General features: G+C 63.8%; 16 protein-coding genes and 5 tRNA genes. 8 read left to right on the top strand and 13 right to left on the bottom strand.

The window, feature by feature from the left end; all coding sequences use genetic code 11:
- Positions 1 to 50: 50 nt before the first annotated feature.
- From CAG33_RS08645 to gltX, 8 genes are all read right to left on the bottom strand, one after another.
- The gene (locus CAG33_RS08645; RefSeq protein ID WP_085579533.1) at positions 51 to 500 is read right to left on the bottom strand and encodes a thioesterase family protein; all 450 of its coding nucleotides are present in this window, start codon (positions 498 to 500) and stop codon (positions 51 to 53) included.
- Between the two features lie 48 nt (positions 501 to 548).
- The gene (locus CAG33_RS08650) at positions 549 to 1382 is read right to left on the bottom strand and encodes an alpha/beta fold hydrolase (RefSeq protein WP_085579531.1); all 834 of its coding nucleotides are present in this window, start codon (positions 1380 to 1382) and stop codon (positions 549 to 551) included.
- Between the two features lie 30 nt (positions 1383 to 1412).
- Positions 1413 to 1952, bottom strand: coding sequence for a TetR/AcrR family transcriptional regulator (locus CAG33_RS08655; RefSeq protein ID WP_085579529.1), 540 nt, complete (start codon positions 1950 to 1952; stop codon positions 1413 to 1415).
- Positions 1953 to 2133: 181 nt separating this feature from the next.
- Positions 2134 to 2209: transfer RNA gene (locus CAG33_RS08660), tRNA-Glu, on the bottom strand.
- A 77-nt stretch (positions 2210 to 2286) separates the two neighbouring features.
- Positions 2287 to 2362 (bottom strand) — tRNA-Ala (locus tag CAG33_RS08665).
- Positions 2363 to 2415: 53 nt separating this feature from the next.
- Positions 2416 to 2491: transfer RNA gene (locus CAG33_RS08670), tRNA-Glu, on the bottom strand.
- Between the two features lie 80 nt (positions 2492 to 2571).
- Positions 2572 to 2647: transfer RNA gene (locus CAG33_RS08675), tRNA-Ala, on the bottom strand.
- A 214-nt stretch (positions 2648 to 2861) separates the two neighbouring features.
- Positions 2862 to 4343, bottom strand: a complete 1482-nt coding sequence (gene gltX, locus CAG33_RS08680) for a glutamate--tRNA ligase (protein WP_085584319.1) — start codon at positions 4341 to 4343, stop codon at positions 2862 to 2864.
- Between the two features lie 231 nt (positions 4344 to 4574).
- Between gltX and CAG33_RS08685 the strand changes: the two genes are divergently transcribed.
- Together CAG33_RS08685 and CAG33_RS08690 are read left to right on the top strand one after the other, a co-directional pair.
- Positions 4575 to 5624 carry an HlyD family secretion protein gene (locus CAG33_RS08685; protein ID WP_085584321.1) on the top strand — a complete coding sequence of 350 codons (1050 nt, stop codon included), beginning with the start codon at positions 4575 to 4577 and terminating at the stop codon, positions 5622 to 5624.
- 49 nt (positions 5625 to 5673) lie between these two features.
- A complete protein-coding gene (locus CAG33_RS08690) occupies positions 5674 to 7164 on the top strand; it encodes an MDR family MFS transporter (protein WP_170929998.1) in 1491 nt (496 codons plus the stop codon).
- A gap of 266 nt (positions 7165 to 7430) precedes the next feature.
- Here CAG33_RS08690 and uvrB read toward each other — a convergent pair whose 3' ends face one another.
- Positions 7431 to 9446 carry an excinuclease ABC subunit UvrB gene (gene uvrB, locus CAG33_RS08695; RefSeq protein WP_085584325.1) on the bottom strand — a complete coding sequence of 672 codons (2016 nt, stop codon included), beginning with the start codon at positions 9444 to 9446 and terminating at the stop codon, positions 7431 to 7433.
- Positions 9447 to 9783: 337 nt separating this feature from the next.
- Between uvrB and CAG33_RS08700 the strand changes: the two genes are divergently transcribed.
- The 3 genes from CAG33_RS08700 to CAG33_RS08710 all read left to right on the top strand — a co-directional run bounded on the left by CAG33_RS08700 (position 9784) and on the right by CAG33_RS08710 (position 11470).
- Positions 9784 to 10980, top strand: a complete 1197-nt coding sequence (locus CAG33_RS08700) for an amino acid aminotransferase (RefSeq protein WP_085584327.1) — start codon at positions 9784 to 9786, stop codon at positions 10978 to 10980.
- Between the two features lie 143 nt (positions 10981 to 11123).
- Positions 11124 to 11324, top strand: coding sequence for a hypothetical protein (locus CAG33_RS08705; RefSeq protein WP_085584329.1), 201 nt, complete (start codon positions 11124 to 11126; stop codon positions 11322 to 11324).
- 70 nt (positions 11325 to 11394) lie between these two features.
- Positions 11395 to 11470, top strand: a tRNA-Asn gene (locus CAG33_RS08710).
- Between the two features lie 121 nt (positions 11471 to 11591).
- Here the strand turns inward: CAG33_RS08710 and CAG33_RS08715 are convergent.
- A complete protein-coding gene (locus tag CAG33_RS08715; protein WP_085584331.1) occupies positions 11592 to 13112 on the bottom strand; it encodes a nucleobase:cation symporter-2 family protein in 1521 nt (506 codons plus the stop codon).
- A 255-nt stretch (positions 13113 to 13367) separates the two neighbouring features.
- Here CAG33_RS08715 and CAG33_RS08720 point away from each other — a divergent pair, with 255 nt between their 5' ends.
- Together CAG33_RS08720 and CAG33_RS08725 are read left to right on the top strand one after the other, a co-directional pair.
- A complete protein-coding gene (locus tag CAG33_RS08720) occupies positions 13368 to 13652 on the top strand; it encodes a BrnT family toxin (RefSeq protein WP_085637795.1) in 285 nt (94 codons plus the stop codon).
- 3 nt (positions 13653 to 13655) lie between these two features.
- Positions 13656 to 13982 carry a BrnA antitoxin family protein gene (locus CAG33_RS08725; RefSeq protein WP_085630676.1) on the top strand — a complete coding sequence of 109 codons (327 nt, stop codon included), beginning with the start codon at positions 13656 to 13658 and terminating at the stop codon, positions 13980 to 13982.
- Positions 13983 to 13985: 3 nt separating this feature from the next.
- Here CAG33_RS08725 and CAG33_RS08730 read toward each other — a convergent pair whose 3' ends face one another.
- Positions 13986 to 14813 carry an arylamine N-acetyltransferase gene (locus CAG33_RS08730; protein WP_085637798.1) on the bottom strand — a complete coding sequence of 276 codons (828 nt, stop codon included), beginning with the start codon at positions 14811 to 14813 and terminating at the stop codon, positions 13986 to 13988.
- Positions 14814 to 15012: 199 nt separating this feature from the next.
- Here CAG33_RS08730 and CAG33_RS08735 point away from each other — a divergent pair, with 199 nt between their 5' ends.
- On the top strand, positions 15013 to 15603 hold the full coding sequence (locus CAG33_RS08735; RefSeq protein ID WP_085584340.1) for a GNAT family N-acetyltransferase: 591 nt from the start codon (positions 15013 to 15015) through the stop codon (positions 15601 to 15603).
- Positions 15604 to 15621: 18 nt separating this feature from the next.
- On the opposite strand, the gene CAG33_RS08740 is transcribed toward CAG33_RS08735, so the two are convergent.
- Both CAG33_RS08740 and CAG33_RS08745 read right to left on the bottom strand, forming a co-directional pair.
- A complete protein-coding gene (locus tag CAG33_RS08740) occupies positions 15622 to 17193 on the bottom strand; it encodes a sensor domain-containing diguanylate cyclase (RefSeq protein ID WP_085584342.1) in 1572 nt (523 codons plus the stop codon).
- Between the two features lie 501 nt (positions 17194 to 17694).
- The gene (locus tag CAG33_RS08745) at positions 17695 to 18363 is read right to left on the bottom strand and encodes a ribonuclease T2 (protein WP_085584344.1); all 669 of its coding nucleotides are present in this window, start codon (positions 18361 to 18363) and stop codon (positions 17695 to 17697) included.
- Between the last annotated feature and the right edge of the window lie 54 nt (positions 18364 to 18417).

The following is an 18417-nucleotide window of genomic DNA, read 5'->3' on the forward strand; positions in this document are numbered from 1 at the left end:
ATTATCGAAGGGTTCTGCAGGTGCGGGAGCACGCTCGCTCCCGCAAAGCATCAGCTTTGCAGGCTTTCCGACGCCTGGATCGCCGGGCCGTAGCCTTCGATGAACTCCGCCGGCATGCGCTTGGGCCGACCGGTGGAAAGTTCGATGCAGGCGAACGTGGTGCGGGCCCGCAGCAGCGTGGTGTTATCGCTGGGGCGGATCAACTGGAACTGCCGGGTCATCCTCAGGCGCTGGTCCCAATCGACGATCCAGGTCGCCAATTGCAGTTCGTCGCCTTCGTAGGCGGCGGCCAGGTAGTCGATCTCATGCCGCACCACCGCCATCGCCCGGTCCAGGCGCCGGTACTCGACCAGATCCAGCCCCAGCCGCTGCGAGTGGCGCCAGGCGCAACGTTCGAGCCAGGTCACGTACACCGCGTTGTTTGCGTGCCCCAGCCCGTCGATGTCCTCGGCGCCCACTTGCAGATCAATCGTAAACGGCGTTGCCCGATCCCAGCCCATGCCCCTCTCCCGGTCAGATGTGTTCGACCGGGGCAGTGTAACGGATGCCTAGGCCGATTGCCGCGCCTGAAGGCTGCGCCCGGCCAGCAGTGATAGCACCCCATCAATCACCCGGGGGTCGGCCAGCACGCGCTGATGGCCGCCGTCCGTAAGGCGCAACAGGCGGCTGTCGAACCAGGCTTCGTGGATCATCTGCGATTCCTTGACCGGGACAAACGTGTCGTCCTCGGCATGGACGATCAGGCCCGGCATGTCCAGTTGATAGTGGGCGACATCGAGGGTGGCGGCGCGCATGCCGACGTCCCGCTCGACCTGACGGATGAACGCCGAGCGGGCCCTGGGCGGCATGCCGACGTAACGGGCGAAGCCGCGCAGCACCCCCAGGATCCGCGCCGGGGCGGCGATGCTCACCAGCGTCTCGGTGCGCAGGCCCAACTGCACCGCGAGCATGGCGCTGGCGCCGCCCATCGAGTGGCCGATGACGGCCTGCAGCGGCGGCAGTTCGGCGGCGGCTTCGAGCATGGCCCGGGCGAACAGCACGACGTTGGCTTCACGTCCCGGCGAACGGCCGTGGGCCGGGCCGTCCAGCGCGACCACCGTGTAGCCGGCATCGACCAGCGCGTTGATCAATGACGCGAACTGAGTCGGCCGCCCTTCCCAACCGTGCATCAGCAGCACGGTCGGACCTTGGCCCCAGCGCAAGGCCGACAGGCCGAAGCGCAGCGTGATCCGTTCGGACTTCGCCAGCAGCGGCAATTCCCAGTCCCGCGGCGGATGTTCCCGTGGCGTCATGAACGCCAGACGCATTTTGTTCGCCACCAGTTTCGGTGCGAACCAGCCCAAGGTGCCGTTAACGCCGCGAACCCACTTCAACGCGTTCATCGCTCTCTCCTCAGGCCTGTCGCCTTCAGGTCAACGCACCGCCGACTTGGCGGCGCGCAGCAATCGATCGGATAAGTCCCCCGGCCCCAAGGCCCTCGCCAGCGCGAGGCCGCCGACCATCAGGGCCATGTCGGCCAAGGCCTTGTCGGTGTCTTCTGGGCTTGAGGCCAACTGCGCCACCATCAACTCCATGTGTTCGTTCAGTGCGATCCGGAAAGCCTCCGGCAACCGTCCCAACTCGCCGATGGAGGCCGGGATCGGGCACGCTGCCTCGCTGGAATCGCGGTGCTTGCGCGACAGATAGAAGGCGGCGACCAGGGCGCGGCGTTCTTCGCCGGTCAACTCGGCGTCCATGTCGTCGATCAGGTCACGGCGCCGCCCCAGGAGTTGCTTGAACGCTTCGAGCATCATGGCGTCCTTGCTTTCGAAGTGGGCGTAGAAGCCACCGACGGTCAGGCCGGCCGCGCCCATCACTTCACCCACGCTCGGTTCCGCCGGGCCGCGCTGGATCAGTGCGGCGCTGGCAGCCTTGAGGATGCGTTCGCGGGTTTGAGCTTTCTTGTCGTTCATCGTCGCCTCCGAATATTACGATTAGAATATTATTCTCATAATAATATTCTGCAAGTCACAGATATGACCGCTGGTCTGAAGCACAGTGTAAGGAAAAAGGAGAAATGGCCAAACGCCAGACAAACAAAAGGGCCATTCAATGATTGAATGACCCTTAAAAATCCCGCAAGGCGGGTAATCGTGGCGTCCCCTAGGGGACTCGAACCCCTGTTACCGCCGTGAAAGGGCGGTGTCCTAGGCCACTAGACGAAGGGGACGCAAACCCTTCTACAACTGATCAGTGCTGAGTGCTGATCGCTTCAAGGCCGGAGTGGCCAGACCTTGAAGTGTAAATTGGTGGAGCTAGACGGGATCGAACCGTCGACCTCTTGCATGCCATGCAAGCGCTCTCCCAGCTGAGCTATAGCCCCAGATTTTTCGCCTCGCGGCGGAGCGGCATCTTGCGACATCGCTTCTGTGAAACTGGCGTCCCCTAGGGGACTCGAACCCCTGTTACCGCCGTGAAAGGGCGGTGTCCTAGGCCACTAGACGAAGGGGACGCAAACCCTTCTGTACATCTGATCAACGCTGAGTGTTGATCGCTTCAAGGCCCAATTGGCCAGACCTTGAAGTGTAAATTTGGTGGAGCTAGACGGGATCGAACCGTCGACCTCTTGCATGCCATGCAAGCGCTCTCCCAGCTGAGCTATAGCCCCTCAATGTCGCTTCGTTGTTGCTTCGTCGTTGAGGACGGGGCGAATCTTAAGGGCGTATCGGAAGCCTGTCAAACTTATTTTTCAAAAATTTTAAAATTTTTTGTCGGCATAACAATCACTTACCGCCCTCCCCCCGAAAATACGGGGGGAAACCGCCGCAGGGCAGGATCAAAAGATCGCAACCCCCGGCGGCTCCACCGAACGCCAACCGCGATTAAGCGATGGCGCCCAGCAGTTTTTCCCACTCTTTGTTTTCTTTCTTCGAGACACCGCCCAGCAAATCAATGGCTTGGCGCAACCGGAAGCGGGTCAGGTCCGGCCCGAGGATTTCCATCGCATCGAGCACCGACACCGAACTGGCCTGGCCGGTGATCGCCGCGAACATCAGCGGCATCGCGTCACGCAGCTTCAGCTCAAGGGATTCGACCACCGCCTGGATCGTCGCGGTGATGGTGTCCTTCTCCCACTGACGCAGGCTTTCCAGCTTCCACAGGATCAGTTGCATCAGTTGCCGGACCTGGTCGCCCGACAGCTTCTTGGATTCGAACAGCTTGGCATCCGGGCTCACGCCGCCGGCAAAGAAGAACCCGGCCAGCGGTGCGACCTGGCTGAAGGTTTCGACGCGGCCCTGGACGTGCGGCGCGATCTTCATCATGTAGTCGGCATTGAATGCCCATTTCTGGATGCGCGCGGCGAACTCTTCCACCGGCAGGTCGCGCAGCCATTGGCCGTTGAGCCACGACAGCTTCTCGATGTCGAAGATCGGCCCGCCCAGCGATACGCGCGACAGGTCGAAGTTGTCGACCATCTCCTGCAGCGAGAACTTCTCGCGCTCGTCCGGCATCGACCAGCCCATGCGGCCCAAGTAGTTGAGCATCGCCTCAGGCATGAAGCCCATGCGCTCGTAGAAGGTCACCGAGGTCGGGTTCTTGCGCTTGGACAGCTTGCTCTTGTCCGGGTTGCGCAGCAGCGGCATGTAGCACAGGGTCGGCTTTTCCCAACCGAAGTATTCGTACAGCAGGATCAGTTTCGGCGCCGACGGCAACCACTCTTCGCCGCGCAGCACGTGGGTGATGCCCATCAGGTGATCGTCGACCACGTTGGCCAGGAAGTACGTCGGCAGGCCGTCGGTCTTCATCAGCACTTGCATGTCCATGCGGTCCCACGGGATCTCGACATCGCCGCGCAGCATGTCCGGCACCACGCAGACGCCTTCGGTCGGCACCTTCATGCGGATCACGTGAGGCTCGCCGGCGGCCAGGCGACGCGCGACCTCTTCCTTGGACAGCAGCAGCGCACGGCCGTCGTAGCGCGGGGTTTCGCCGCGGGCCATCTGCTCGGCGCGCATCTGGTCCAGCTCCTCGGCGGTGCAGAAGCACGGGAACGCGTGGCCCATGTCGACCAGTTGCTGGCAGTACTGCTTATAGATGTCGCCGCGCTCGCTCTGCCGGTACGGGCCGTGCGGGCCGCCGACGTCCGGGCCTTCGCTCCAGTCGATGCCGAGCCAGCGCAGGGCGTCGAAGATCTGCTGTTCGGACTCGCGGGTCGAACGCAACTGGTCGGTGTCTTCGATCCGCAGGATGAACTCACCGCCGTGCTGCTTGGCGAAGCAGTAGTTGAACAGTGCGATGTAGGCAGTGCCGACGTGGGGATCCCCGGTAGGCGATGGCGCGATGCGAGTGCGGACGGTGGTCATGGCATGTCTCGAAAAGAATGAAAAGCAAAGAACAATCAAGCGGCGAATGGTAACAGGCGACACCCGCCCCGCTCCAGCAGGCAGGGCATTTAAGCCAAGGTTGCGCCTATAACGCCTTTTGCCCCGCCTGAATGACCGCCTATCAGCCGATGGCATTTACCGCTTGTCGGCTATCTGCCAGATTCGACCCCTGATAATTTTCCTTACAATTCCTCGACTACAGTTTGCCCCATGCCTGCCCAACTCAAGCGTCGCCTGTCCCTGTTCCTGCTGCTGGTCCTGCTGATCGCCGGCGGACTATTCGCCCACTGGTTCTTCAAGGGGCGCTTCTACGAGAGCACCGACAACGCCTACGTGCAGGGCGAAATCACGCGCATCTCCAGTCAGTTGAGCGCGCGTGTCGACGAAGTCCTGGTGCAGGACAACCAGCACGTGGAAAAGGGCCAACTGCTGGTGCGCCTCGAAGGCGACGATTTCCGCCTGGCGGTGGACCGCGCCAATGCCGCCCTCGCCACCCGCGAAGCCGAACGCCAGCAGGCCCAGAGCAAGCTGACCCAGCAATCCAGCCTGATCGCCGCCAGCGAAGCGCAGGTCGCCACCACTGAAGCCACCCTGGGCCGCTCGCAGATCGACCTGAACCGCGCCCAGGCCCTGCGCAAGCCAGGCTTCATTTCCGAGGAACGGGTGACCACCCTCTCCGCCGACGCCCACATCGCCCGCTCGCAAGTGGCCAAGGCCCAGGCTGATGCCCAGAGCCAGCGCCAGCAGGTCAACGCGCTGACGGCGGAGGTCAAGCGCCTCGACGCCCAGATCGCCAACGCCCGGGCCGACCTGGCCCAGGCCCAGCTGAACCTCACCCGCAGCGAAATCCACGCCCCGATCAGCGGGCTGATCGGCCAGCGCGCCGCACGCAACGGCCAGGTCGTCCAGGCCGGCGCCTACCTGCTGTCGATCGTGCCGGACGAGGACATCTGGGTGCAGGCCAACTTCAAGGAAACCCAGATCGGCCGCATGCAGCCGGGCCAGAAGGCCGAGCTGACGTTCGACGCCTACAGCGACACGCCCATCGAGGCGCGGGTCGACAGCCTGTTCGCCGCCTCCGGCGCGCAGTTCAGCCTGTTGCCGCCGGACAACGCCACCGGCAACTTCACCAAGGTCGTGCAGCGGATTCCGGTCAAGCTGACGTTCAAGGCCGACAATCCGCTGCGCGGCAAGATCCGTCCGGGCATGTCGGTCACCGCCACCGTGAACATCAAAGACGCCCCGGACAATGGCCGGTGACCCGCTGATCCGCCCGGTCGGGGAACCGACCCGGCGAGACTGGATCGCGGTGATGAGCGTGATGCTGGGTGCGTTCATGGCCGTGCTCGACATCCAGATCACCAACTCTTCGCTCAAGGACATCCAGGGCGCGCTGTCGGCGACCCTGGAGGAAGGCTCGTGGATCTCCACCTCCTATCTGGTGGCGGAAATCATCATGATTCCGCTGACCGCCTGGCTGGTGCAGCTGCTCTCGGCGCGGCGGCTGGCGGTGTGGGTGTCGCTGGGCTTTCTGGTGTCGTCGCTGCTGTGCTCGATGGCCTGGAGCCTGGAGAGCATGATCGTGTTCCGGGCCATGCAGGGCTTCACCGGCGGCGCGCTGATCCCGCTGGCGTTCACCCTGACCCTGATCAAGCTCCCCGAGCACCACCGCGCCAAGGGCATGGCGATGTTCGCCATGACGGCCACGTTCGCCCCGTCCATCGGGCCGAGCCTGGGCGGCTGGCTCACGGAGAACTGGGGGTGGGAGTACATCTTCTACATCAACATCCCGCCGGGGCTGATCATGATCGCCGGGCTGATGTACGGGCTGGAGAAGAAGGAAGCGCATTGGGAGCTGCTCAAAAGCACCGACTACGCCGGCATCCTCACCCTCGGCGTCGGCCTCGGCTGCCTGCAGGTGTTCCTGGAGGAAGGCCACCGCAAGGACTGGCTGGAATCGAGCCTGATCGTCACCCTCGGCAGCATCGCCCTGCTGAGCCTGATCACCTTCGTGATCGTGCAGGTCTCCAAGCCCCATCCTCTGATCAACCTGGGCATCCTGCGCAACCGCAACTTTGGCCTGTCTAGCATTTCCAGCCTCGGCATGGGCGTCGGGCTGTACGGCTCGATCTACCTGCTGCCGCTGTACCTGGCGCAGATCCAGAACTACAACGCCCTGCAGATCGGCAATGTGATCATGTGGATGGGCGTGCCGCAGCTGTTCCTGATTCCGCTGGTGCCGAAACTGATGAAGTTCGTCTCGCCGAAATGGCTGTGCACCCTCGGCTTCGGCCTGTTCGGGTTCGCGAGCTTTTCGTCCGGCGTGCTCAACCCGGATTTCGCCGGGCCGCAGTTCAACCAGATCCAGATCATCCGCGCCCTCGGCCAGCCGTTGATCATGGTCACCATCTCGCTGATCGCCACGGCCTACATCCTGCCGCAGGATGCGGGGTCGGCGTCGAGCCTGTTCAACATCCTGCGCAACCTCGGCGGCGCCATCGGCATCGCCCTGCTCGCCACCCTGCTCGATGCGCGCACCAAGACCTATTTCGATTACCTGCGCGAATCCATCGTGCCCACCAATCCGCAGGTGGCCGAGCGGCTGGCGTCGATGGCCGACCGGTTCGGCAGCGATACGGCGGCGCTGGGCAAACTGAATGAGATCGCCCACCAACAGGCCTTGATCATGGCCTACAACGATGCGTTCCATTTTGTCGGGATTGCGTTGGGGATCAGCATGCTGGCGATCCTGCTGACCAAGAAACTGCCGGCGGGGCTGAAGGCCGGAGAGGCGCACTAGCCAACATCCTTCCCTGTGGGAGCCAGCCTGCTGGCAATGGCGGTGGATCAGGCAACAGCGATATCGGCAGTGCCGGCCTCATCGCTTGCAGGCAAGCTCCTACACGGTTTGGGTTCAACCCCGCATCTGAGAACGACTTGGAACCTGTGGGAGCCAGCCTGCTGGCGATGGCGGTGGGTCAGGCAACAGAGATGCCAGCAGTGCCGGCCTCATCGCCGGCAAGCCAGTTCCCACAATGGACCGATGCATGCCGTGCCGCTGCGGGCTCAGACGTTCAGCAAGCGCTCGCGCAGTTTGGCGATTTCGTCGCGCATCTGCGCCGCCGCTTCGAACTCCAGGTCCCGGGCCAACTGGTACATCTTCTCTTCCAGCGCACGGATGCGCTTGGTGATCTCGCTCGGCGAGCGCAGTTCGGCCTCGTACTTGGCGTTTTCCTCGGCGGCCTTGGCCATGCCCTTGCGCTTCTTGCTGCGCGAGCCGGGCACGTTGGCGCCTTCCATGATGTCGGTGATGTCCTTGACGACGCCTTTGGGCACGATGCCGTTGGCCGCGTTGAACGCGATCTGCTTGTCGCGGCGCCGTTCTGTCTCGCCGATGGCGCGCTCCATCGAACCGGTGATCTGATCCGCGTACAGGATCGCCCGGCCGTTGAGGTTGCGCGCCGCCCGGCCGATGGTCTGGATCAGCGAGCGCTCGGAGCGCAGGAAACCTTCCTTGTCGGCATCGAGAATCGCCACCAGCGACACTTCCGGCATGTCCAGCCCTTCACGCAGCAGGTTGATCCCCACCAGCACATCGAACGTGCCCAGGCGCAGGTCGCGGATGATCTCGACCCGCTCCACGGTGTCGATGTCCGAGTGCAGGTAGCGCACGCGGATGCCGTGGTCGGCCAGGTAATCGGTGAGGTCCTCGGCCATGCGCTTGGTCAGGGTGGTGACCAGCACGCGCTCCTCCAGTGCCACCCGTTTGGTGATTTCCGAGAGCAGGTCGTCGACCTGGGTCAGCGCCGGCCGCACCTCGACCTGCGGATCCACCAGGCCGGTGGGCCGCACCACCTGCTCGATCACCCGTCCGGCGTGCTCGGCCTCGTAGTTGCCGGGTGTCGCGGAGACGAAGATCGTCTGCGGGCTCACCCCTTCCCACTCGTCGAAACGCATCGGCCTGTTGTCCAGCGCCGACGGCAGGCGGAAGCCGTACTCCACCAGGGTTTCCTTGCGCGAGCGGTCGCCCTTATACATCGCCCCGACCTGCGGCACGCTGACGTGGGATTCGTCGATCACCAGCAAGGCGTCGGCCGGCAGGTAATCGTAGAGGGTCGGCGGCGGCGCCCCGGCGGGCCGGCCGGACAGGTAGCGCGAGTAGTTTTCGATGCCGTTGCAGTAGCCCAGCTCCAGGATCATTTCCAGGTCGAAGCGGGTGCGCTGCTCCAGGCGCTGGGCCTCGACCAGTTTGTTGCTGTTGCGCAGGTATTCCAGACGCTCCTGCAGCTCGACCTTGATGCCCTCGACGGCATCGAGCAGGGTCTCGCGCGGCGTCACATAGTGGCTCTTGGGATAGAACGTGAAGCGCGGCAGCTTGCGGATGACTTCGCCGGTCAGCGGGTCGAACGCGCTGATGCTCTCCACCTCGTCGTCGAACAGCTCGATGCGGATCGCCTCAAGGTCCGATTCCGCCGGGTAGATGTCGATCACGTCGCCGCGCACCCGGAAGGTCGCCCGGGCGAAGTCCATGTCGTTGCGGGTGTACTGCAGGTCCGCCAGGCGCCGCACCAGCGCGCGCTGGTCGAGCTTGTCGCCGCGGTCCACGTGCAGCACCATCTTCAGGTAGGTTTCCGGGCTGCCCAGGCCGTAGATGCAAGACACCGTGGTGACGATGATCGCGTCCTTGCGCTCCAGCAGCGCCTTGGTGGCGGACAGGCGCATCTGCTCGATGTGGTCGTTGATCGAGGCGTCCTTCTCGATGAAGGTGTCGGACGACGGCACATAGGCTTCGGGCTGGTAGTAGTCGTAGTAGGAAACGAAGTATTCCACGGCGTTGTTCGGGAAGAACGACTTGAACTCGCCGTACAGCTGCGCGGCCAGGGTCTTGTTCGGCGCCAGCACCAGCGTCGGGCGCTGCACCTGGGCGATCACGTTGGCGATGCTGAACGTCTTGCCCGAACCGGTCACACCGAGCAGCGTCTGGTGCGCGAGCCCGGCTTCGATGCCTTCGACCATCTGGCGGATGGCCTCCGGCTGGTCGCCGGCCGGCGCGAAACGGGTGACAAGCTGGAATTCGGACATACACACCTCTGGCAGCGCGGCGTTCCGGGCAAACCGGAGCCTCACGGGGAAGACCGTCAACGACCGGTGTCGTTCAAGGAAAAACGGAGAATGTACCCAATGTGAAGGCTAATTCTTCACGTTTCAAGGCAAACGTCCTACATCCCGCGCAGACCCGGCCACGACCGTTCGACTGCCGGTCGAGAAATAATCGGAAAAACTTAAGCGAAATGCCGATTCGCCTGTCGCCACGGGTCGCCGATGGCCTCTATACTAGCTCCCCGTTTGTGCACCGCTCTAGTGCATTCGGCTGGAGCGTGACACGTCCCTCCATACTCCATTCAGAGCCGCCGTAATAATGAGCCTGTTCTCCGCTGTCGAAATGGCACCCCGCGATCCAATCCTGGGCCTCAACGAAGCATTCAACGCCGATACCCGCACCGACAAGGTCAACCTGGGTGTAGGTGTCTACTGCAACGAAGAGGGGCGAATTCCACTCCTGCGCGCCGTCATCGAAGCCGAAACCATTCGCGCCGCTCAGCACGCTTCCCGTGGCTACCTGCCGATCGACGGCATCGCCGCCTACGACCAGGCCGTGCAAAAACTGCTGTTCGGCAACGACTCGCCGCTGCTGGCGGCCGGCCGTGTGGTCACCACCCAGGCCGTCGGCGGCACCGGCGCCCTGAAGATCGGCGCCGACTTCCTCAAGCAACTGCTGCCGAACGCCGTCGTGGCGATCAGCGACCCGAGCTGGGAAAACCACCGCGCGCTGTTCGAGACCGCCGGCTTCCCGGTGCAGAACTACCGTTACTACGACGCCGCCACCCACGACGTGAACCGTGCCGGCATGCTCGAAGACCTCAACGCCCTGCCGAACGGCTCGATCATTGTGCTGCACGCCTGCTGCCACAACCCGACCGGCGTTGACCTGAACCCGCAAGACTGGAAGAACGTCCTGGAAGCCGTCCGCGCCAAGGGCCACATTCCGTTCCTCGACATGGCCTACCAGGGCTTCGGCGACGGCATCGCCGAAGACGCCGCCGCGGTGCGTCTGTTCGCCGAGTCCGGCCTGACCTTCTTCGTGTCGAGCTCGTTCTCCAAGTCGTTCTCGCTGTACGGCGAGCGCGTTGGCGCCCTGTCGATCGTCAGCGAGTCCAAGGAAGAAAGCGCGCGCGTGCTGTCGCAGGTCAAGCGCGTGATCCGCACCAACTACTCCAACCCGCCGACCCACGGCGCAAGCATCGTGGCCGCCGTGCTGAACAGCCCGGAACTGCGCGCCCAGTGGGAAGCCGAACTGGCGGAAATGCGTCTGCGCATCCGCGGCATGCGCGACCAGATGGTCGACCTGCTGGCGCAGAAGGCGCCGCAGCACGACTTCAGCTTCGTCGGCCGCCAGCGCGGCATGTTCTCCTACTCGGGCCTGAGCGTCGAACAGGTTCACCGCCTGCGCAACGAGTTCGGCATCTACGCCCTGGACACCGGCCGCATCTGCGTGGCCGCGCTGAACCAGAACAACATCAAGGTCGTGACGGACGCCATTGTCCAGGTCATCTGATCCGGCCTTGCGCTGAAGAACGGGAAGCCTTCGGGCTTCCCGTTTTTTGTTGGCGCGGAATAATCCTCCACACCCTCTAGACTGCACATATCGCCCGCTCCCTCGGAGCCCTGCGCATTTCTTGAATCCCAGCGAGAACCGACATGAAAAACGACGACCTGCGCGCCGACCGCGACGAGCTCGACTACTATCCTCCACGTGCTTCCGGCAAGCGCGAGCGCAGCCTGGTGCTGCAAGTGGCGGCCGGGGTGTTTCTCGGCGGCCTGGCCCTGTGGCTGGTGCAGTTGGGGGCCACGGCGCTGTACGCCAAACTGCTGATGGGCACCCTGACCTTCGGCGGCTGATGCGCCCTGGCCAAAAAGTTTCATGCGGATGCTTGACTAGTCCAATTAAATCAGTAAGATACGCACCAATTCCGCAATAGCTCAGTTGGTAGAGCAAGTGACTGTTAATCACTGGGTCCCTGGTTCGAGTCCAGGTTGTGGAGCCAAATAGCAAAGCCCCTGAATCGAAAGGTTCAGGGGCTTTTTTGTGGCCGACGGAAAAGCTCCGCCAAGCAAAACGCCGCGCCGTCCTTTCGACAGCGCGGCGTTGTTCATTTCAGGCGCCGGTCAGACGTGCTCACCGCTTTTGCTGTGCGCCTTCGGGGCACCGTGCCCATGGTCATGATCCGCTTCGACCACCGGCACTTCATTGCCGTCGCAGTCATGCAGCTTGCCGTCGCTGAAGTAGTCCCCTTCACGCAGCGCCGCCAGGTCCTGATAGCGCAGCACCCGCTCGGCCGCCGCCGCGAACACCGACTGCTGATCCGAGTTGCCGACCGTGAAGTGGTTGAAGGTCAGGTTCAGCACGATCGCCATGATCGCCGAGGAACTGATGCCGGAATGGAAAATGGTCGCGAACCAGCTCGGGAAGTGATCGTAGAAGTTCGGCGCAGCGATCGGGATCATGCCGAAGCCGATCGAGGTGGCGACGATGATCAGGTTGACGTTGTTGCGGTAATCGACCTTGGACAAGGTACGGATGCCGCTGGCCGCCACGGTGCCGAACAGCACGATGCCGGCGCCGCCCAGCACCGAGGTCGGCACCGCTGCGATCACCCGGCCCATGAACGGCAGCAGGCCCAGGATCACCAGGAACAGGCCGCCGGTGGCCACCACGTAGCGGCTCTTGATGCCGGTGACCGCCACCAGCCCGACGTTCTGGGCGAACGCGCTCTGGGTGAAGGAGCCGAAGATCGGCGCGAGCACGCTCGACAGCATGTCCGCCCGCAGGCCGTTGCCCAGGCGCTTGGAGTCGACCTTGGTGTCGATGATCTCACCGACCGCCAGAATGTCCGCCGAGGTCTCCACCAGCGTCACCATGACCACGATGCACATCGACAGGATCGCGGCGAAATGGAACGTCGGCATGCCGAAATGGAACGGCGTCGGGAAGCCGAACATCGGCCCTTGGCTGACGCCGGAAAAGTCCGCCATGCCGAGGAACACCGCCAGCACCGTGCCGATCACCATCGCCAGCAGGATCGACAGGCGCGAAATGGTCGCACTGCCGATCTTGCTCAACAGCAGCACCAGCACCAGCGTCACCGCCGCCAGGCCGATGTTCTCCATGCTGCCGAAGTTCTCCGCATGGCTGTTGCCGCCCATCGCCCAGCGCGCCGCCACCGGCATCAGCGTCAGGCCGATGGTGGTGATGACGATGCCGGTGACCAGTGGCGGAAAGAACTTGGTGATGCGTGAGAACACCGGGGTGATCAGCAAGCCGATCAGCGACGCCGCGATCACGGCGCCGAGCACCGACTGAAAGCCGCCCTCCCCGCCGCTGCTGACGATTGCCACCATGGTCGCGACGCCGGAGAACGACACGCCCTGCACCAACGGCAACTGGCAGCCGAAGAACGGCAGCCCCAGGGTTTGCAGCAACGTGGCCAATCCCCCCGCAAACAACGACGCAGCAATCAACAAACCGATGTCCGCCGGCGAGAGCCCGGCCGCCTGGCCGATGATCAGAGGCACCGCGACGATACCGCCATACATGGTCAAAACATGTTGCAGGCCGTAAGCCATATTCGCGCCGACCCCGAGATTTTCGTCCTCGGGCCGTGGGTGTGAGACATGGGGCGTTTTCATGGTGGGGGGATTCCCTGGTTTTTGTTGTGCGCACACTGTATTCAAGAGTCGTGACAAATGTCCATAGACTTGTATACAACTTGCCGGTCACAAAATGGTTCGGCAGCCACCCGACCTTGTGGCCCGGTGCTTTCACCCCCCACAAATCCGGCAATACATCCGCGCCGGGCTCCTCTCGTTATCACTCTAGGCTGAAGTGTTCATGGCGACCGGCGGTAGCGCCGTTCACTTCTATATACATATAAAGTATGCATAATGAGTTCATTCGAGATTCAATACGACAAAGCCAAGAACGCCGCCAACAAACTCAAGCACAAGGGCATCAGCCTTGCCGAGACGGAACCGGTGTTTCACGACGAACGCGCACTGACGCTGGAAGACAACGACCATGACGAACCGCGCTGGATCACCCTCGGCCTCGATGGCACGGGCCGGCTGCTGGCGGTCGCGTACAGCTACCGGGAACCGAATGTCGTTCGAATCATTTCTGCGCGCACCGCAACGCCGAGCGAGCGGCGCCAGTACTTTTGGGAGACTTGAACCATGAAAGACGAATACGACTTCAGCGAGGCCAAACGGGGATCCGTCGCCGCCTCCAAAGGCAAGACGCGCATCACCATCATGCTCGACGACGCCGTCATCGACGCCGCCCGCACGGTGGCCGAGCGCGAGGGCTACGGCTACCAGACGGTGATCAACAACACCCTGCGCCACAGCTTGCTCGACGGCAGCAGCACATCCGCCCAGGCCGGTGACGGCGGGCGCCTGAAGCCAGGCATCAGTGCCGCCGACCTCAAGGCCCTGGAAAAGAAACTGGCGGCGGCCGCAGGCGAGATCCGCCGGGTGCTGGAGCCGGACGCCAAGCCCTAGGGCTCACGACGGCCGGATCAGCCTTTCGAGCGCCGGGCGCAGTTGCTCGTGCATGGGCACCCGCAGGCCAAACTCGCGCTCCAGCAGCCCGATCAACTCATCGACGTCCGTCACCTCGCGGCGCTCGCTTTCGGCACCGATGCGGTGGATGGCGAAGCTGCCGTTGTTCAACGTGCGCCGCCAGCCGTCCCCGGTGCGCGCAACCATCAGCCGCTGGGCGAACGGCGAGTCGGGGTGGGTCGAGACGTACCAGTTGCCGAGGGTGTAATCGATGTCTTCCTGGCGCTGCAGGTCGAACAGGTACATCGACCGCCACTCGCCGGCGACATTGGCTTGCAGCATGTAGCCGTCGGCCTGCACCTCGATGCGGTAGGGTTCGTGGGGCGTGCGCTGCTGCGCTTCGGTGTCGAGCGCCAACGGCGCGGTGGGCACCATGCCGCCGAAGCCGACGTCCGTGATGTAGCGCACACCGTCGAGGGTCACCAGGCTCAGGCGGTGGGTCCGCGCCGTCCAACTGCCCTCGGGTTGGTTCATCACCACCCGGCCGCTGATGCCGCGGGCGTCGAAGCCCAGCTCCAGCAGCAAGGCCAGGAACAGGTTGTTGAGTTCATAGCAGTAGCCGCCGCGCCCTTCATGCAGAACCTTGCGCTCCACCGACGCCAGGTCGATCGGCACCGGTCGGCCGGCGATCGTCGACAGGTTCTCGAAGGGAAAGGCGCCGGTATGGCGCAACTGCAACTGGCGCAGGGTCTCGAGGGTCGGCGCCGGGGGCGCCTCGAAGCCCAGGCGCCGCAGATACAGGGTCGAATCGCTCAGGCGTGGCTCGGTCATTGCTGGGTCCTTATGCATGGGGCCGCGGATCATTCCGCCGATGGCCGACATGTATACGGGATCCCGACCTGGGATCGACAATTGATTTCGCCAATCGCTTCGGGCGCTCTTTCAGGGTCCGATCCACCTCCCCGCTTGCATGAGGCCCGCCCGGTGCGGCGTAATGGTCGCCCGCCCGAACCGCCGAGAGCCACCCGCCATGCAAACCACCCTGGAAGGCCGGGGCATCGTCCTGCGCCCTCTCCAATACGCCGACGCCGACGCCCTGCTCCAGGCCGCCGCCGACGGCGAACTGTGGAACCTGACCGTCACCGTGGTGCCTTCGGCGCTCACCGTCGACGGCTACCTGAAGAAGGCCCTGGACGGGCGCGACGCCGGCACCGTGATGCCCTTTGCGATCGTGCTCAAGGCCACCGGCCAGGTGATCGGCTCGACCCGCTTCTGGAAGATCGACCCGCTCAACCGCAAGCTGGAGATCGGCAGCAGCTGGATCGCCGCAACCTGGCAGAAGACCTTCGTCAACACCGAAGCCAAATACCTGATGCTGCGCCACGCCTTCGACGTGCTCGGCTGCGTGCGGGTGCAGTTCACCACCGACGAGACCAACCAAAAGTCGCGCAACGCCATTCTGCGCCTCGGCGCACAGCAAGAAGGCATCGTGCGCCACGAGCGGATCATGCCCGACGGCCGAAAGCGCAACTCGGTTCGCTTCAGCATCATCGACGACGAATGGCCGCAGGTGCGCCTGAACCTGGAAAAAAGACTGGCCGGCTACGCCGTCGGCGACTGAACCGGCCCCTGCACGCGATCAGCGATCCGAGCGCATCAGCTCGCCGATGCCGCCGTCGTAGGAGAACACCGCCGCACGGTTGCGCCCGGCGTTCTTGGCCTGGTAGAGAGCGGCATCGGCGCGCTGGATGAACGTTTCGATGCTGTCCCGGCCATTGGGGATGAAGGCGTAGCAGCCCAGGCTCACCGTCAGGTAGCCGGTGGGCGAACCGCTGTGGGAAATGTTCCGGTCCATGACGGCGCGCCGGATCTGTCCGGCAATCGCCAACGCCCCGTTGATGTCGGTGTCCGGCAACAGCACCGCGAATTCCTCGCCGCCGTAGCGCACCGCCAGATCAGATTTGCGCTGGCAGCAGCCCTTCACCGCCTGGGCGACCTGCGCCAGGCAATGATCGCCCGCCACATGGCCATAGGCATCGTTGTAGCGCTTGAAGAAGTCGATATCGAGCATGATCAGGCTGACCGGGCTCGACTGCCGCGCGCCCCGGGCGAACTCCACCGCCAACGATTGCTCGAACAGGCGCCGGTTGGCCAGCCCGGTCAGGCTGTCATGGGTGGCGATCTGCTCCAGCGCACGCTGTGCCTTGCGCAGGTTCTTCTCGATCCGCTCGCCGTCGCGCACCTGATGGATGAACACCCAGCCGAACAGGCCGACGCCGAGTATCACCAGCGCGACGATCACGCTGGACTGAAAGGCCCGGGCGTGCCAGCCCTCCAGGATCGTGTCCCGCGAGGACGACGCCGCGACCACCAGCGGAAAGGCCTGCAACTGCCGATAGCCGTAGAGCCGCGTCACGCCGTCGATCACCGAATCGATCATCGCGGTGCCCGCCGGCGCGTTGGGCAACAGCCGCTGATAGATTTCGCCCTGGGCCAGCGACGTGCCGATCAAGGCGTCATCGAACGGCCGGCGGGCGAGCAAGGTGCCGTCGGTCAGGCCGAGGAACATGGTGCCGTTGTCGTCGAGGCTGAAGCTTTTGAAAAAGCGGTCGAAGTACGACATCTTGATCCCGGCCAGCAGCACGCCCTGGAAGTTGCCGAGCCGGTCGTTCACCCGCTTGGAGATCGGGATGATCCACTCGCCGTTCTCCCGGCTGCGGATCGCCGGGCCGATGTGCGCCACCGTCGACTCGTTCTGCTGGTGAAACTTGAAGTACTCGCGGTCCGCCACGCCATTGCCCCGGGGCAAGTCAGGGAACGAGGTGATGACCCACTGCCCCTGGCGGTCGAACAGAAACAGCCCGTGCAGTTGCTCCAGTTGCTGCACCCGCCGGGCGAGGGTCTTCTGCAGCCTCGGCCGCTGGGCCGCGCCGTAGCCGTCATCCTGGATCCAGTCCACCAGGCTGGTCAGCACCAGGTCCGCCGCCTGGAAGGTGTCTTCGGCCTGCTGGGCCATCGCCCGCGTCAGGTTGGCCGAGGCCATCTGCGCGATCGCCAGGTCCTGGCGACGCGACTGTTCCAGTTGCAGGTACAGCAGGCCGAACAGGCACAGGCACACCGCGACGATGAACAGCACCGCCGCTTTGCGCAGCGGCAGGCGTTTCAACGTGCCGCCGGGCGGCTGGTGCGGGTCGTGGATTGGGATTGGCAAAAACGTGTCCTGGGCAGGTACTGCAAGGGCGCGGGCCCGAAACCCTTGGTTTCCGTGAGCGTAGTCCACCCGATTGTAAGGGGCAACCGGGTGCTACCGGCACAATCCCGGCCCGATGGATATCGGCACATAACGGTTTTGGATAACCGTTGCGCGTCGATTTATTTTTCTTGAGCGGTGATGCGAAGGGAACTGTAGGAACCGGCCTGCCGGCGGTGGTGGAATGTCTGACGCATCTAGGCTGGATGGGCTGACGCCATCGCTGGCAAGTCGAGTCGTCGCACCGCAGCTCCCACAGGTATCGTGGATCACCGAAAACCACTGTGGGAGCGAGCTTGCCCGCGATGAGGCCGACACTGCCGACATCTCTGCTGCCTGACACTCCGCCATCGCCAGCAGGCTGGCTCCCACACGGCGTTGCGGTGGCCGCAGATTCGGCATTCACCCAAATTCTCTGTAGGAGCCAGCCTGCTGGCGATGGCGGTCTGTCTGGCGCCCGGATCAGCGCGACGGCGGCACGCGGATGTCACCGGAGCGGCACTGGGTCTTCACGCCCTTGCCGCAGGCGCCGAACTGCAGGTCCTTGCCCATGCACACCCGTACTTCCGACAGCTCCGGGCCGCTGCAGATCACGGCGATGCCGTTCGCCGGGATGCCCGGGTTGCTCTTGCGGAACAGGTCGGCGATCTCCTGCGCCTCGAAGTAATACGACTTGCTGAACGGCTGCAGCTCTTCAGGAATCTTCACCGCGGCCACAGCCTTGTCCGCCGCATCCAGATAGCCCATCGCGCCGAGGCCGCTGCAGGTGCCGTGCTTGGCCCATTCGTGGTTGAGCAGCTTGGGCGTCGGGAACAGGGTCATGCCCTTGGCGGTTTCCGCCGCCGACAGTGTCGTCACCGGCGGGCATGACTCCGGCCAGCCACCCCCGGCGTACTGCGGCCACAAGCCATGCAGGACGAAGCCGTAGCCCTTGCCGGAGCATTGCGCATCGTCCTTGTGGGTCAGGCAGAAGGTCGGCGACCACGACAGCGTCAGCAGGTAGTAGTCGAACACCCCCGCCACCGACTCCGTGGCCGCCTGCTTGCTGGCATGGCTCTGGCGCGCCGAAGCCGTCTGCAGGCCACCGGCCGTCAGCGCGATCAGCGCCAGAATTGTAAAAAGCTTTTTCATGTTCCCGCTCCTTGGGACGTCTGCGTCCGTGGTTTTGGTGAGCTGACCCGGTTC

Source organism: Pseudomonas sp. B3(2017), from assembly GCF_002113595.1.
GTDB lineage: Bacteria > Pseudomonadota > Gammaproteobacteria > Pseudomonadales > Pseudomonadaceae > Aquipseudomonas > Aquipseudomonas ekonensis.

Coding starts and splice junctions, on each gene's coding strand:
- CAG33_RS08645 (WP_085579533.1), bottom strand. CDS start 500: ATGGGCTGGGATCGGGCAACGCCGTTTACGATTGATCTGCAAGTGGGC.
- CAG33_RS08650 (WP_085579531.1), bottom strand. CDS start 1,382: ATGAACGCGTTGAAGTGGGTTCGCGGCGTTAACGGCACCTTGGGCTGG.
- CAG33_RS08655 (WP_085579529.1), bottom strand. CDS start 1,952: ATGAACGACAAGAAAGCTCAAACCCGCGAACGCATCCTCAAGGCTGCC.
- gltX (WP_085584319.1), bottom strand. CDS start 4,343: ATGACCACCGTCCGCACTCGCATCGCGCCATCGCCTACCGGGGATCCC.
- CAG33_RS08685 (WP_085584321.1), top strand. CDS start 4,575: ATGCCTGCCCAACTCAAGCGTCGCCTGTCCCTGTTCCTGCTGCTGGTC.
- uvrB (WP_085584325.1), bottom strand. CDS start 9,446: ATGTCCGAATTCCAGCTTGTCACCCGTTTCGCGCCGGCCGGCGACCAG.
- CAG33_RS08700 (WP_085584327.1), top strand. CDS start 9,784: ATGAGCCTGTTCTCCGCTGTCGAAATGGCACCCCGCGATCCAATCCTG.
- CAG33_RS08705 (WP_085584329.1), top strand. CDS start 11,124: ATGAAAAACGACGACCTGCGCGCCGACCGCGACGAGCTCGACTACTAT.
- CAG33_RS08715 (WP_085584331.1), bottom strand. CDS start 13,112: ATGAAAACGCCCCATGTCTCACACCCACGGCCCGAGGACGAAAATCTC.
- CAG33_RS08720 (WP_085637795.1), top strand. CDS start 13,368: ATGAGTTCATTCGAGATTCAATACGACAAAGCCAAGAACGCCGCCAAC.
- CAG33_RS08725 (WP_085630676.1), top strand. CDS start 13,656: ATGAAAGACGAATACGACTTCAGCGAGGCCAAACGGGGATCCGTCGCC.
- CAG33_RS08730 (WP_085637798.1), bottom strand. CDS start 14,813: ATGACCGAGCCACGCCTGAGCGATTCGACCCTGTATCTGCGGCGCCTG.
- CAG33_RS08735 (WP_085584340.1), top strand. CDS start 15,013: ATGCAAACCACCCTGGAAGGCCGGGGCATCGTCCTGCGCCCTCTCCAA.
- CAG33_RS08745 (WP_085584344.1), bottom strand. CDS start 18,363: ATGAAAAAGCTTTTTACAATTCTGGCGCTGATCGCGCTGACGGCCGGT.